We start from the raw sequence: 14271 nt of genomic DNA, 5'->3' as shown, positions 1-14271 counted from the left end.
GGTGCGGTCGGTGTCGTCGCCGAGGTGGCGGGGGTGAACCTGGCGCTGGCCGGTGACAGCGACACCGCGCGGAAGGTCGCCGGGTATGGGCGGATGCTCAACGCGTTGTCTGGGCGGATCCAGATCACGATCCGCGGGGTGCCGGTCCGTCTCGACCCGCACCTGGATCAGCTGCGTGCCCTTGCGGAGCAGGCGCCTCATCCGGCGCTGGCTGCCGCGGCCCGTGACCACGCCACCTTCCTCGCCGATCTCGCGGCGACCCGGCGGCTACGCAGCCGGCAGATCCTGCTGACCGCCTACGAACCGGTTCCGGCGTTGCGTGGCGGCCGGGACACCGCTGCGGAGGCGGCGGCACGCCGCCTTGAGGAGGCCCTCGGCCTGCTGGCTGCCGCGGGGCTACGCGGCCGGATCCTGTCCGGCCCTGAGCTGACCAGTCTGCTTGCGTCCGCCGCCGACCCGGGGGGCCCACCGCCGCCCGAGGGTGTCACCGCGGCCGGTTCGGTGCGCGGACGCACGCTGGTGGGGGGCCGGCGATGAGCCGCCGCACCCGCGAGCAGCTCCCCGCGCCCGGCGCGCGGTCGCGCAGCCGTCGGGCTCTGCTGTCCGGTCGTGGGCAGGGGACGGGCCCGGGGTTGCCAGTGGAGGGTCCGGCGCTGTTTACCCCGCCTGCGCTGGTGGTGGATGCCGGCCAGATCGAGGTCAGCGGCCTGTGCGCGACCACGATCACCGTGGTCGGCTACCCGCGCGAGGTGGGACCCGGGTGGATGGAGCCGCTGCTGGCCTACCCGGGCCGCCTCGACGTCGCCCTGCACATCGATCCGACGCCGCCCGCGGTGGCGGCGCTGCGGCTACGCCGCCAGCTGGGCCGGCTCGAGTCCGGCCGCCGCGCCGATGCCGTCGCCGGCCGGCTCGCCGACCCCGAGCTCGACGCCGCCGCCCAGGACGCAGGCGAGTTGGCCCGTCAGGTCGCGCGTGGTGAGGCACGGCTGTTCCGCGTCGGGCTGTACCTCACCGTCTACGCCGACACCCGCGAAGACCTCGGGGAGGAAGCGGCGCGGGTCACCGCTCTCGCGCACAGCCTGCTGCTCACGGTGCGCCGGGCCCGGTACCGGACCATCCAGGGCTGGGTCTCCACCCTGCCCCTCGGCCTGGACCTGCTCCGGATCCGCCGGGCCTTCGACACCCAGGCGCTCGCCGCGGGGATCCCGTTCACCACCCCCGACCTACCCCTGCCCGACCCGCAGCGCCCCGGCGCCGCCCCGGTCGTCTACGGCACGAACCTGCACTCCGCCGGGATCGTGGCGCATGACCGGTGGGCACAGCCGAACTACAACTCGGTCACCACCGGCGCCTCCGGCGCGGGGAAGAGCTTCCTCGCGAAACTCGACGTTCTGCGCTCCCGATACCAGGGCGTCGACGTCGCGATCGTGGACCCAGAGGACGAGTACGCCCGGCTCGCCGCCGCGATCGGCGGGACCCGCCTCGCGCTGGGGGAGTCCGGGGTGCACCTCAACCCCCTGGACCTGCCTGCCCACTCCCGCCACGATCCGGACCTGCTGACGCGGCGGGCCTTGTTCTGCCACACCCTGGTCGCCACCCTCCTCGCCGACCCCGCCGGTGACGGCGGTCTGGACGCGGGCGGTCGGGCGGTGTTGGACACGGCGATCCTCACCGCCTACCAGCAGGCAGGGATCACCCACGACCCCGACACCTGGACCCGGCCCGCCCCACTCCTCGCCGACGTCACCACCGCCCTGAACGGCGCCGAGGATCCGGCCGGGCCGACACTCGCGGCCCGTCTCGCCCCGTTCGTGACTGGGTCGCACGCCGGGCTGTTCGCCCATGCGACGACCACCCAGCCGACCGGGCACCTCGTCGTCTACTCCCTGCGTGCCCTACCCGACGAGCTGAAAGCGGCCGGGACGCTGCTCACACTGGACGCGATCTGGCGCACCGTCGCCGACCCGGCACGGCGCCGCCGCCGCCTCGTCGTGGTCGACGAGGGCTGGCTGCTCATGGCGCACCCCGCCGGCGCGAAGTTCCTTTTCCGGCTCGCGAAGGCGGCCCGCAAGCACTGGGCCGGTCTGGCCGTGGTCACCCAGGACTCCGCCGACCTTCTCGGCTCCGACCTCGGCCGGGCGGTCGTCGCGAACAGCGCGACGCAGATCCTGCTGCGTCAGGACCCCAGCGTGATCGACGAGCTGCGTCAGGTTTTCAAGCTCACCGACGGCGAGGCCACCCAGCTCCTCACCGCCGGCCCCGGCGACGCGCTCCTGCTGACCGGGACCGGGCAGCGCACCGCCCTGCACACCCTCGCCTCACCCGCCGAACACGCCCTGATCACCACAGACCCGGCCGAAAGCGCCGAGAGCCCCGGCGGCACCGACCCGCTCGACCCACCCCGGCCGCAGGACACCCCCGCCGCCGCGGACCCCGGCCGGAGCCGTGCCGCGCACCGCCCGGCCCTCCGACGGCCAGTGGACGACGACACCGACCCGTTCTAACCCGCTGCCCCACACGCCCCGCTGTGGTGCCGCCGCAACTGCTGGCGGCGGCACCACAGCACACATCCCCAACCCCGCCGCACGTCGTGTTTGTCCTGCTCCCATGCCTGGAGGCACCCTCGTGATGTTCGCTGGTTCGGTCCCCTCCGCGGGGCTTCCCCCCGTCCCTCCACCGCCCCCTCCGCCGGCTCCGGAGCCGCCGGGGTGGCTCACCGACCCCGGCCAGATCCTCACCGGCCTGGAATCGTGGCTGGCTGGCCATGCCAGCTGGTGGCCCCTCGCCCTCGCCGCCGTCGTCCTGCTCCTGGCCGCCGGTTATGCCCGCGGCCGGGTCCGCGCCCACCGGCACGCGGTACTCCTCAAGGGGGCACGGACAGTGGAGATCCTCACCCCACCCGAGGTGTCCGCCTCCGCGGCGGAGATCTTCTGGGGTCAGATGGGTGGGCTGCAGCGCCCGTTCTGGGAACGGCTCCTGTACGGCCAGCCGCATCTGGGCTGGGAACTGCTCGCCACCCGCGCCGGCACGATCATCCGGCTGTGGGTCCCTGGCCCCGTGCCACCCGGGATGGTCGAGCGGGCGGTGCAGGCCGCGTGGCCGGGGGCGCGGACCACGACCCGGCCCGCGACCGCACCCCTGCCCGAGCATGCGCTGGCGATCGGGGGGCAGCTGCGCCTGGCCCAGGTCGATGTGCTCCCGCTGCGCGCGGACACCTCCGGCGACCCGATCCGCTCCCTGCTGTCCGCCGCCTCCGAACTCGACGACAACGAGGCCGCCGTCGTGCAGCTCCTGGCCCGCCCCGTCACCGGCCGCCGGCTCACCCTGGCCCGGCGCGCGGCGGCGCGTCAGCGCGGCCAGTACACCCCCAGCCTCGCCGGCCGCGCCCTGGACCTGATCACCCCGCACGCCGGGCCCCGCCCGGCCGCCGGACAGGTCGTGGGCCAGGCCGGGCCGACGCCGCCGGAGGACTCCGCCGCGTCCCGCGCCATGGGCCTCAAGGCGGTCGGCCCGCGGTGGGAGGCCACGGTCACCTACGCCGCCGCCCACCTCGCCCCACCCATGACCCAGGACGGCCAGCAGGCCGCGGTGACGATGCTGCGTGGCCGGGCGCACGCGTTGGCGTCCGCCTACGCCCTCTACTCGGGGCACAACTATCTGCGCCGCCTGCGCCTGCCGCACCCGGTCCCGCTGCTCGCCGCCCGCCGGCTGCGCCACGGTGACCTCCTCGCCGTGGCCGAACTCGCCGCCCTCGCTCATCTCCCGTTGGACACCGCGGTCCCCGGCCTGTCCCGTGCGGGTGCCGCCGCGGTCGCACCCCCCGCCGGCATCCCCGAGGCTGGACCCCGGGTGAAGCCGCTGGGGGAAACCGAGGCCGGGCGGCGCCGTCCGGTGGGGTTGAACGTCGCGGACGCCCGCCACCATGTGCACGTCGTCGGTGCCACCGGCTCGGGAAAGTCGACGCTGCTCGCGAACATGATCCTCGCCGACGCCGAAGCCCACCGCGGCCTCGCTGTCTTCGACCCCAAGGGTGACCTGGTCAACGACGTCCTGGCGCGGCTGCCCGCGGACGCCGCCGACCGGGTCGTGCTCCTGGACCCGGAGGATTCAGCGGCCCCGCCGTGCCTGAACATCCTCGACGGCGGTGATCCGGACCTCGCGACCGACCAGCTGGTGGGGATCTTCCGCCGAATCTGGGCGGACAGTTGGGGGCCGCGGACCGATGACCTGCTCCGCGCGACCTGCCTGACCCTGCTCGAACGCCGCACCCGCACCGGGATCACCCCGACCCTGAAAGACATCGTCGACGTCCTCACCAGCGCGACCGAACGCCGTAAAGCCACCACGGGGGTGACCGACCCGATCCTGAAAAGCTTCTGGGGCTGGTACGAGCAGCTCTCCGACGGGGCCCGCGCCGCGGCGATCGGCCCCATCCTCAACAAGCTCCGCGCGCTGCTGCTGCGCGGCTTCGCCCGCCAGGCCCTGGCCGCCGGCCCCTCGACCGTGGACCTACGGCAGGTCCTCGACCACGGCGGGATCCTCCTCGTTCGCATTCCCAAGGGGGTGATCGGGGAGGACGCCTCCCGCATCGTCGGCAGCATCGTGCTCGCGAAGATCTGGCAGACCGTCCTGCACCGCGCCCGGCTGCACCCCGACCAGCGCCCCGACGCCACCTGCTTCCTCGACGAGGCCCAGAACTTTCTCACGATGCCGGGGGCGGTGGAGGACATGCTCGCCGAGGCCCGCGGCTACCGGCTGTCCATGACGCTGGCCCACCAGCACCTGCGCCAACTGCCCGACGATCTGGCCGACGCGTTGAGTACGAACGCGCGCAGCAAGCTGTTCTTCGGGGTCTCACCCAAGGACGCCACGGACCTGTCCCGGCATGTCAGCCCGGTCCTCACCCAGCATGACCTCGCCCGGCTCCCCGCGTGGACGGCCGCGGCCCGCCTGGTGGTGGACCAGGCCGACACCGCCGCGTTCACCCTACGCACCCGACCCCTCCCACCACCCGTGCCGGGCCGCGCCGACGCGCTGCGGGCCGCCGCGCGTCGGCACACCGCGGCCCGCGACGCCGGGCGCGGTCCCCGGTCAGGTCAGGCCGGGGGTGGCCAGTGAGTGGCGGTGAGCAGACCCTGCTGGAGGTGTCCGGGCGGATGACGAGCCGGGACCGGTGGATCTTCGCGATGCTGCACGAACACCGGGTCCTGACCCGCCACCAGATCACCCGCCTGGCGTTCACCGGTGACCGGATGACCCGGCTGCGCCTGGCGACCCTGACCCGGCTGCGCACCGTCGACCGGCTGCGCACCTACTACGGCCAAGGACGGGGCACCGGCCCGTACCATTACGCCCTCGGCCCGGCCGGCGCGGCGATCCTCGCCGCCGAACGCGGCCTCGCCGTCGCCGATCTCGGTTACCGCCGCGACAAGCTGCACGCCTGGGCGAACTCGCCCCGCATCGGTCACCTCCTCGGCGTGAACGCGGTGTTCACCGCCTGGGTCCACGCCAGCCGGACCCGCCCCGCGCAGGAGGGGCTGACCGTCTGGTGGTCCGAACCACGCGCCACCGCGCTGTGGGGGCAGTGGATCCGCCCCGACGGCTACGGCACCTGGCAGACGCCGCGGCGCCGGCTCGACTTCTTCGTCGAGTTCGACACCGGCACGGAATCGCTGTCCCAGGTGGCGCGGAAGATCCCCGGCTACACCCGCCTCGCCGCGTCCAGCGGTCTGACCAGCCCTGTCCTGATCTGGCTGCCGTCCGCGGCCCGGGAACGGGAACTGCGTGCCCGGCTCGCCACCACCCCGGCCGGGGTCGTCCTCGTCACCGCCGCCCCTGCCCCCCTCACGACCAGCCCTCTCACTCCCACCGCGCCGGCCACCGAACCGGCCGACCTCGCGCCCGCCCGCCCGGTCTGGCTACCGCTGAACGCCACCACCCGCACCGACCTCGACGGGCTCACCGACCGCTATGGCACCCCGATCGTCAGCCGGTCCCCGCTCGACGACCCCGACCCCCCGGGCGACGACGAACACGACCAGGCACCGGTACCGCGCCCACCCGCGCCGCATTTCGGGCCGCGGTCCCTCCTCGGCCCCGGGTGACCCGGCTCGTCCTCGGGCTGTGCGCGCTGCTGTTCGCCGTGCCACTGCTCGCCGGCGCCGCCGCCGCGGCCCTCCTCGGTGGGGGCCTTGGCAGCGGGTTCGGGGACGCAGGACAGCAACCGCCGTCCCCGGCCGCGGCGCGGGAAATCCCGACCGGCTACCAGCAGCTGTATGCTGCCGCCGCCGCAACCTGCCCCGGACTGCCGTGGACGGTGCTGGCCGCGGTCGGGAAAGTCGAGACCGACCACGGGCAGAATCCGGACTGGACGTCGGACGCCGGGGCGGTCGGGCCCATGCAGTTCCTGCCCGCGACCTTCGCCGCCTTCGCCGTCGACGGCGACGCCGACGGCACGCGCGACATCAACAACCCGGCCGACGCCATCTACTCCGCCGCGCACTATCTGTGTGCCTCCGGCGCGCGGGACGGCGCGGATATCACCGGGGCGCTCTACGCCTATAACCACGACACCTCGTACGTGACGCGTGTCCTCACCCAAGCCGACGTGTACACCACCCGCGACCCCACCACCAGCACCGGCCTTTCCGTCACCGGCCTTTCCGCCACCGCGGGGCCGTCAGACGCGGCGCTGACCGCGGTGGACTACGCCACCGCGCAGCTCGGCCTGCCCTATCTATGGGGCGGCGACGGCCCTGACTATGGCGAGAAAGGGTTCGACTGCAGCGGTCTCACACGAGCCGCCTACGCCGCCGCCGGAATCGTCATCCCCCGGGTCGCGCAGGCCCAGTTCGACGCCGGACCGCGCCTGCCACCCGGAACACCACTGGAAATCGGAGACCTCGTATTTTACGGCCCGTCCGACATTGACATCACCCACGTCGGAATTTACCTTGGCAGCGGGAACATGATTAACGCACCCCGACGCGGAGCCCCGGTACGGACCGAAACCTACATCCGCCCCACCTACCGCGGCGCCACCCGCCCCGCCGCCGCACCCACCGACCTTCCCTGACCCCGCGCCGTCCGCACACGCCCGGCCGGAGGCGGCGCGGACGGCCCGCAAGGCCCTTGCAGCGGAACCCCCTCCAGCCATGCAGGGAAAATCCGAACCCCTACCCTCCTTTATACCCACCATTATTCCCGCCGCTATTCCCTCCAATATTCCCTCCAATTAGGGCCGGAGGGGGAGTCGGCTAGGAAAACCGCAGGTCAGCGGCCCACGGACCCCTCCGATGGTGGTCCAGGCTACGCCGCCCGGAGGCCTGGAAAACACGTGCGGCGGCCCGGCGCCCGCCCTGGGGGCGGACACCAGGCCACCACACGGTTTTCCGCCTCCGGGCGGCTATCCGGCCCCTGGGGCCGGCGTCCCGCCGGCCCCAGGGGCCCGCCCGCGCCCGCACGCCTGGGCCCGCGTCAGGCCGGGGCTACGCCCCGGCTCGCCGGGCGGCGGCGGGCCCGCCGGTCGCCTCTGCCATCCCACCACCCCCTTTCCGTGTGCCGCGTCCATTCCGTTAGCACCATTCTATCTCGACGCCCCGGCACTCGCATCCCCGTTTTCATGACTCTTTCCGCCCATTGCCTATCCGTGTGTGCACGCGAATAGCTCGCCATTCCCGTTCAGGCAAGCGCATTTCCATGACTCTTTTCGAAAACATTCCCTAAAGAGTCATGGAAAACCGCTTCCCATTCGCGAATGGACGAGGTTAATGTTGTCCCACACCGAAAACGCACCGCCCGAACGGGAACGCGAAACGCGAAACCCACCGGGATACGGGAACGCCACAGGCGCCCGGACGTGCACATCCCACGGTGCCCCCGCCCGAAAGGAAACCCCCATGCGTATGCCACGCCTACGCCCCCGACCCGCGCGGCGATCCGCCGCCGAGGGGCACCTCGAATCGTGGACCCTGCCCGCCGGAAACCTCATGGCGGCCTGGACGCCGGGCACGCCGGGTCCGAAGATCCGCATCTCCTTCACCCGCACCGCCACCGGAACCGCGATCTTCATCGACACCCCGAAGATCCACAACGACGACCCGTACCACGCGATGGACCTGCAGGTCCTCGTCGACGGTGACTCCGTCCACATCGAGCGCGTCTACCCGTGGTGACCCGGTCCGGGGGTGCGCGGTGTCAAGGCCCCGCGCACCCCCGGACCGGCCGCCACCCCCGACGTCGGAGGCTCCGATGGCTGCGAAGCGCCCCCTGATCACCGTGTTCCCGCATCCCAGCGGGTTCTACTACGCCCACCTGGTCGATCCGGACGCCGGAATCAACACCGTCGCCGAGATGCCGCACCCCATCGACGCCTTGGACGTCGAACAGGTCGCGTCGCGGCTACGGAAGGTGCGCGGCAACGAGGACGCCATCGTCCGGCCCTTCCGCACCGCCGAGAAGTGGATCACCTACGCCGAGCACGAGGGCCACCACGAGGCGATCACCGAAGCGTTCGGTCCTACCCACACCCCCAGCTAGGCCGTCAGTCCAGGGGTGGCGCATGCCATCCCCCCGCCGTTTCTCACCTGCCTGGAGATCAGGATGTCGAGCCCTGCCCCGCCCCCCGCCGCCGAGGCGCTACGCCTCGCCCCCTACGCCCTGCGTCGTCTCGTGGCCGAGTACCTCCTGCACAACCCAGGCCCGCAGGCACCGACAGCGGTGGCCCAGGCGCTCGGGCGGAGTTCCGGTGCGGTCGGCAACGCTTTGGAGCGCCTCACCGAGGCGGGTCAGGCCGTCCTGACCAGCCCGAAGCCGCTGCGGTATGCCGCCACCGACACCACCCGCGACGCACTCTCGATCAAGGCCGGTGTCCTGCCGCCGAAGGCCCCCCCAGCCCCGGCCCCGGTACCGCCGAAGCCGAGGCCTGCGGCGGTGCCGAAGACCACGCCGGATGGGGGGATCATCCGCCCGTCCGGGCAGGTGTACCGGCCACGGAAGCTGGCGGACCTGCCCGATGTGGAGGTGTTGCGCAAGCTGCGGGCGGCGGAGGTACCGGTCCTGCTCTACGGCCCGCCCGGCACCGGCAAGACCTCGGTGATCGAAGCCGCGTTCGGCGACGACCTGATCACCATCGCCGGAGATGGGGACACCCAGACCTCCGACCTGATCGGGGAGTACACCCAGACCCCCGACGGCCGGTACGAGTTCATCTACGGCCCGTTGATCACCGCCATGCAGGAGGGGAAGGTCCTCCTCGTCGACGACGCCACCCTGATCAGCCCGGCGGTGCTGGCGGTGATGTATCCCGCGATGGACGGCCGAAAAAGGATCATCGTGAAGGCGCACAAGGGCGAGACGATCGAAGCCGCCCCCGGCTTCTACATCGTCGCCGGACACAACCCTGGTGTGCACGGTGCGATCTTGACCGAGGCGCTGTCGAGCAGGTTTTCCGTGCAGGTCGAGGTGTCCACCGACTTCGACCTGGCCAACCGCCTCAACATCAACCGGTGGGCGGTGAACGTCGCGCGGAACCTTGCCCGGCGTCGTGAGTCCGGGGACGTCGGCTGGTCACCCCAGCTGCGGGAACTGATCGCCTTCCAGAAGATCGCGGACGTGTTGGGCCTCAGGGCGGCGGCGGCGAACTTGATCGGGATCGCGCCGCTCGAGGACCGGCCCGTGGTCGCGGACACCGTCCAGAAGGTGTTCGGGGAGAAGTTCGCGCCCCTCTCCCTCGGCACCCAGATCTAACCCCCACCCCTCTACCCGTGTCGTGCGGCGGGTGGGCGACGCCTGCCCTCCCGCCGCCCCGCCCCCCGGAGGAGTCCTGCCGTGAAACAGCAGCATGTGCACACCGACCCGACCATCCCCGCCGCCGACCCCGAAGGGGAGTGGCTACGGATCTCCGCCGCCATGACCCGCGACATCGCCTCGATCGCGGGCCGCGAAGACCTGGTCGTCACCTGCGCACCCGGTGCCGGCCGAGGCGCCCCGGGCGTGCACATCGGCGCCCTCGGCGTGATCGAGATCGACGCCACCAACTTCCCGGCCGGCATGGACCCGACCACCGTGGAAGGCACCGCCTGGGACGCGAAACGGTACCCGGCCCTGTGGGGGGTGCTCACCCACGAAGGTGCGCATGCCGCCCACACCCGGTGGCGCACCGTCGCCGAGGCGAACACACCCGCAGGGCAGGCGGCCGCACTGTTGGAAGAGTCCCGGATCGAAGCCGCGCAGATCGGACGGCGACCCGGCGACCGCAGGTGGCTACGGGCCGCCTCGACGACGATCATCCTTCCCGAGATCCTCCCGGATCCGCCGCCCGACCCCTCTACGGCGGCGGGCCCACCCTCACCGGCCCCCGGGAGCGCACCGCCCCCCGGCGCCCCTTCCCCGGCGAGCGCACCCCCGGCCCCGATGACCCGCACCGCCGCCGCCCAGGCCGCCGCCCTCCTGCTGGCCCGCGCCGACGCCGGGATCCTCACCGCGAGTGAGACCGGGCCGCTGGAGCAGGTGTGCACGCAGATCCTCGGCGATGATCTCACCGAGCTGCGGCGGATCTGGAAAGCCGCCCAGCAGGTCGCCGATGACGACAGCGCCACGATGCTCCACCTCGGCCAGCAGTGGGTCGACATCGTCGGAGACGACGAGGACAGCCCCACCGACCCGAACCAGCCCGCCCCCGCCGGGACCCCGGCGCAGCCCACGGCCCTGGGCGAAGCCATCGCCCACGCCCTCACCCAGGCGACCCGGACCGAGCCCGGTACAGGTCTGCCGTCCGCCGGAGATTTCGGCGGGCAGACACAGACCGCCGGAACGCGGGCACCGACCAGCATCGAACGGCAGGCAGCCGGGCAGCTGGCCCGAGCGCTGCGCCGCGCGGCCCAGCCCGAACGGGTCGCGACCACCCTCACCAGCCCGACACCACCCGGCCGGCTGCGGATGCGCGGAGCGTTGGCCGCCGACGCACAACGCGCCGCCGGTGCCCTCCCCACCGCCCGACCGTTCACCCGCACCGTCCGCACAAGGGTCCCCCAGGCGCCGCTACGGCTCGGGATCGCCCTCGACGTGTCCCGCTCCATGAGCGCCTTCGCCCGCCCCGTCGCCTCCGCCGCGTGGATCACCGCGACGGCCGCCGCCACCGTCCCCGGCACCCACACCCAAACGGTGATCTTCGGGCAGCACGTCCGGACCATCACCCACCCCGGGGCCGCACCCAGCCGAGTCACCGAGTTCCACTGCGACGACAGAAGGCACGCCTTCCCCGAAGCCGTCGACGCCCTCACCGGCACCCTCCGCCTCGACCGGCCCGGCGGCGCCACCCGCCTCCTCGTCGTGATCTCCGATGGCGTGTTCGGCACCGACCGGCGGGCCCTCGGGGAAACCCGCCTGCGCCGGCTGGCCGCCAGCGGCTGCCACCTGCTGTGGATCAAACCCGAAGAGGAGAACGAACCGATCCCCCCCGCACGCGGGGTCACCCTCCCCATGCCCGCGCAGGTCGCCGCCGCCATCGCCCGAGCAGCCCTGGGCGTCCTCACCCCCTAGCCCTCCCGGGTGCGGCCCCACACCTCGGGGCCGCACCCGGACCCGCACACGGCCCCTCCCGCACCGCACCGATCAAGGAGACCCGAGATGGACCTGGTCCGCCTACGCGTCGCCGTCCGCCCCCACACCGATGACCCCCACCGGGCCGAGCGCCCCGAGTTCTCCGTGCCGTACCTGCCTGACGGATGCCCGGTGGTGGAGCCGCGCTGGTCGCCGATCGACGGCGTGTACAGCCCGCACCAGGGCACCGTCTGCCCCGACTGCCTGCCCCGCTGGCGCCGCGACGCGGACGTCAGCGACCCCTACCCGAACCTTCTCCCGTCCGGAAGCCCGCTGGTGATCCTGCTCGAAACTGCCCCGGCCCCGGCCCGGGGTGTGAGCCTCGAGCTGGCCACCTGCCTCGACGAAGCGGGCTTCACCCGCGCCGGCTGGCTGCCCCTGCCTGGCCTGGAGGACACCTTCGTCTGGGATCACCCGGCGGACGCCACCCGGGTGATCCTGCACGCCGGTGGCCTGGAGTTCCACCTGCGCCGCCCTGGTACCCACCGCCGGTTCCACGCCCACCTCGGGCCCCGCTTCGGTCCCGTCCAGCTGCGGGTCCTGCTCGCCGACGGCGGCTACCACCCCGACACCGACAGCACCCCGCCCACCATCCCCGCGCACCCCGCACCACCACCCGGCGGGCGGCTCCTCACCCCCGACGAAGCGGCCCACCTGATCACCACCGGAGACCACCCCGGCGCCGCGCGGGGATCCCTCGCTCTCGACGCGGCACTCCTCACCGCCCTGCACACCGGGCGGATCACCGCCGCGCAGATGCCCGACGGCAGCCTCGCCTTCGCCCTCACCAGCCCCCGCTGACACCGGCATCCCCCGGCCCGGCGTCGGACAGCCCCGCCCCGGGCCACCCCTCACCGACCCGCCCCCGCGAGGAGCACCTCATGTCCCAGAAGTCGGACCACCGCACCGCCGCCGATCTGATCGCCGCAGACCTGTATCGCCACACCGACCCCGACGAAGCCGCCCGGGACCGCGCCGAACACGACACCGACCTGTGGGTCGTCACCTCACCGTTCACCCTCACCGCCCCCTGCGACCCCACCGACCCCGACACGGCGGACGAGGACAAGGACGCCGCCCACCTGCTCCACGCCTACCCCGCCGGCCGGCCCGAGGACGGAGGCCCGCAGTACCTCACCAGCCCCGCCGACACGATCGACCTGCTCGCGCGTCTCCTCGACGCAAGCGCCGGGCGCTCCGCCCACACCTACACCCTGACCCGCACCTACCGCCTTCCCCCACACACGGTGCAGGTACAGATCCGGCGCAACGACTACGCGTTCCAGTCACACGCCGCCGCCAGCCTGCTCACCGCCGACGGCTGGAGCCTCCTGCTCGCCGACCCCCCGGACCGCTGGCACCGGCAGACCGCTACCAGCCCCACCGACATCCAGGAGCACCTCGACCCGCTGGCCACCCACCTCCTCAGCCGGGCGCACCGCGTCCTGACCATCACCTGACCCCCGACGCCGCCGGCACGAGCCCTCATCACCTCCCACACGACGAAGGAATCCTCATGTACCCGACCGATCTGTTGGCCGAAGTGCACGGCGACGAGGACCTGGCCGCCGCCGTGGTCGACTACGCCGACGTGCGTCAGACCCTGCTGGACCTGGTACGCGCCCGTGTGATCCCCACGCTGAACACCGCCATCGAGGGCATCCACGACGACGGCGACAGCTCCGTGGACACCGACGAACTGGAATCGCCCCTGAGCGAGGTGAGTGATCTCCTCCGCCAGCGCGAACAGCTCCTCGACCGTCTCCGCGCCGCAGACATCACCATCGCCAACGCCCGGGACGCCGCGGGAGAGTGACACCACCCGGCACCGCGCACCTCCGCCAGAGGCACCACCTGTCTTCCAGCGCCTCACCGGCGGCGAAGACCTGCAGCCGCACCGCCGACACCGCCACCGTGAGGGCCTGAACCGGCCGCCCTTCCGGCACGTGTTCCCGATACCTGCCCGAACACCCTGAAGAAAAAGTAGCCGCAGCAGGCTAAAGAAATCCCCAAAGAAAACGGTTTCGTATTTCCATCATGTGATGCGGATCGTTTTACCGTGCCGATATGGCGAGCTACGATTCCGCCGCGCACTGCTATCCGGCGTTCGGTCCGATGCCTACGGCGCGCATTCCTTTCAGCACCCCCGCGTACGCCGAGGCGCCGAAAAACCCCCACCGTGAAACGGAGTTCCCGATGCACGTTTCCGATGTCACCAGCCGTGTCCTGACCCAGCTCCGCGACGCCGGTGACTATCCCGACAACCCGACCCTCAACGCCGCCGATCTGGTCCCGTACTTCCCGGGCGGCTGCCCGGATGAGGCGCCTGAGGGCTGGCCGCTCGACACGGTCGACTACGAGGCGCCGCACGCGAGCACGATCTGCCCCGGCTGCGTCGAGTCGTGGCGTGCGGACCACCTCGTGTCCCAGCCGCGCACGGTCCCGGCCGGCACCCCCCTCGCCCTGATGTTCCCGTGGGTCGCACTGCGGCCGGTGCCTGCGACGCCCGCGAACGGTTCCTGCCCGGTCGACACCGACCCCGCGCCGGCCGGCACCTCCGCCTGATCCTGCCCGCCCCGGGGTGGTGCGCCCGACCAGCGGGCGCACCACCCCGCCGACCGGCCCCACCTGTCCGGCATCCCTCGCGAAAGGTCCCGCGCATGCCTGTCC

The 14271-nt window shown here is 72.7% G+C and carries 12 protein-coding genes and 1 pseudogene; all 13 read left to right on the top strand.

Features of this window, described 5'->3' with window-relative positions:
• Positions 1–537 (top strand): annotated as a pseudogene (locus B207_RS40885) (PrgI family mobile element protein); the annotation flags it as partial.
• Positions 534–2504, top strand: coding sequence for a VirB4 family type IV secretion system protein (locus tag B207_RS0129280; protein ID WP_026311566.1), 1971 nt, complete (start codon positions 534–536; stop codon positions 2502–2504). The pseudogene B207_RS40885 and the gene B207_RS0129280, both read left to right, overlap by 4 nt.
• 124 nt (positions 2505–2628) lie before the next feature.
• Complete coding sequence (locus B207_RS0129275; protein WP_230205310.1) at positions 2629–5118, top strand: type IV secretory system conjugative DNA transfer family protein; 2490 nt, start codon at positions 2629–2631, stop codon at positions 5116–5118.
• Positions 5115–6104 (top strand): replication-relaxation family protein, encoded by a 990-nt coding sequence (locus B207_RS0129270; protein WP_018640250.1) that lies wholly within the window; start codon positions 5115–5117, stop codon positions 6102–6104. The genes B207_RS0129275 and B207_RS0129270 overlap by 4 nt, the downstream gene beginning before the upstream one ends.
• The gene (locus B207_RS0129265; protein ID WP_018640249.1) at positions 6101–7075 is read left to right on the top strand and encodes a C40 family peptidase; all 975 of its coding nucleotides are present in this window, start codon (positions 6101–6103) and stop codon (positions 7073–7075) included. The genes B207_RS0129270 and B207_RS0129265 overlap by 4 nt, the downstream gene beginning before the upstream one ends.
• An 823-nt stretch (positions 7076–7898) precedes the next feature.
• The gene (locus B207_RS0129260; RefSeq protein WP_154675710.1) at positions 7899–8174 is read left to right on the top strand and encodes a hypothetical protein; all 276 of its coding nucleotides are present in this window, start codon (positions 7899–7901) and stop codon (positions 8172–8174) included.
• A 76-nt stretch (positions 8175–8250) separates the two neighbouring features.
• Positions 8251–8538 carry a hypothetical protein gene (locus B207_RS0129255; RefSeq protein WP_018640247.1) on the top strand — a complete coding sequence of 96 codons (288 nt, stop codon included), beginning with the start codon at positions 8251–8253 and terminating at the stop codon, positions 8536–8538.
• Between the two features lie 63 nt (positions 8539–8601).
• Complete coding sequence (locus B207_RS0129250) at positions 8602–9747, top strand: AAA family ATPase (RefSeq protein WP_018640246.1); 1146 nt, start codon at positions 8602–8604, stop codon at positions 9745–9747.
• 81 nt (positions 9748–9828) lie between these two features.
• A complete protein-coding gene (locus B207_RS0129245) occupies positions 9829–11541 on the top strand; it encodes a VWA domain-containing protein (RefSeq protein WP_018640245.1) in 1713 nt (570 codons plus the stop codon).
• A gap of 87 nt (positions 11542–11628) precedes the next feature.
• Positions 11629–12402, top strand: a complete 774-nt coding sequence (locus B207_RS40880) for a hypothetical protein (protein WP_018640244.1) — start codon at positions 11629–11631, stop codon at positions 12400–12402.
• Positions 12403–12482: 80 nt separating this feature from the next.
• Positions 12483–13061, top strand: a complete 579-nt coding sequence (locus B207_RS0129235; protein ID WP_018640243.1) for a hypothetical protein — start codon at positions 12483–12485, stop codon at positions 13059–13061.
• A 56-nt stretch (positions 13062–13117) separates the two neighbouring features.
• Positions 13118–13417 carry a hypothetical protein gene (locus B207_RS0129230; RefSeq protein WP_018640242.1) on the top strand — a complete coding sequence of 100 codons (300 nt, stop codon included), beginning with the start codon at positions 13118–13120 and terminating at the stop codon, positions 13415–13417.
• Positions 13418–13797: 380 nt separating this feature from the next.
• Positions 13798–14166 carry a hypothetical protein gene (locus tag B207_RS0129225; RefSeq protein WP_026311565.1) on the top strand — a complete coding sequence of 123 codons (369 nt, stop codon included), beginning with the start codon at positions 13798–13800 and terminating at the stop codon, positions 14164–14166.
• The last annotated feature ends 105 nt before the right edge of the window (positions 14167–14271 follow it).

This window comes from Parafrankia elaeagni (assembly GCF_000374165.1).
GTDB classification, from domain to species: Bacteria; Actinomycetota; Actinomycetes; order Frankiales; family Frankiaceae; genus Parafrankia; species Parafrankia elaeagni.
The sequence above is the reverse complement of the archived record's forward strand: the minus strand, read 5'-3'. Positions and strand labels throughout refer to the sequence as shown.

Bases quoted from the DNA above. Each gene is read 5' to 3' on its own strand.
- B207_RS0129280 (WP_026311566.1), top strand. From the start codon at position 534: ATGAGCCGCCGCACCCGCGAGCAGCTCCCCGCGCCCGGCGCGCGGTCG.
- B207_RS0129275 (WP_230205310.1), top strand. From the start codon at position 2,629: ATGTTCGCTGGTTCGGTCCCCTCCGCGGGGCTTCCCCCCGTCCCTCCA.
- B207_RS0129260 (WP_154675710.1), top strand. From the start codon at position 7,899: ATGCGTATGCCACGCCTACGCCCCCGACCCGCGCGGCGATCCGCCGCC.
- B207_RS0129255 (WP_018640247.1), top strand. From the start codon at position 8,251: ATGGCTGCGAAGCGCCCCCTGATCACCGTGTTCCCGCATCCCAGCGGG.
- B207_RS0129250 (WP_018640246.1), top strand. From the start codon at position 8,602: ATGTCGAGCCCTGCCCCGCCCCCCGCCGCCGAGGCGCTACGCCTCGCC.
- B207_RS40880 (WP_018640244.1), top strand. From the start codon at position 11,629: ATGGACCTGGTCCGCCTACGCGTCGCCGTCCGCCCCCACACCGATGAC.
- B207_RS0129235 (WP_018640243.1), top strand. From the start codon at position 12,483: ATGTCCCAGAAGTCGGACCACCGCACCGCCGCCGATCTGATCGCCGCA.
- B207_RS0129230 (WP_018640242.1), top strand. From the start codon at position 13,118: ATGTACCCGACCGATCTGTTGGCCGAAGTGCACGGCGACGAGGACCTG.
- B207_RS0129225 (WP_026311565.1), top strand. From the start codon at position 13,798: ATGCACGTTTCCGATGTCACCAGCCGTGTCCTGACCCAGCTCCGCGAC.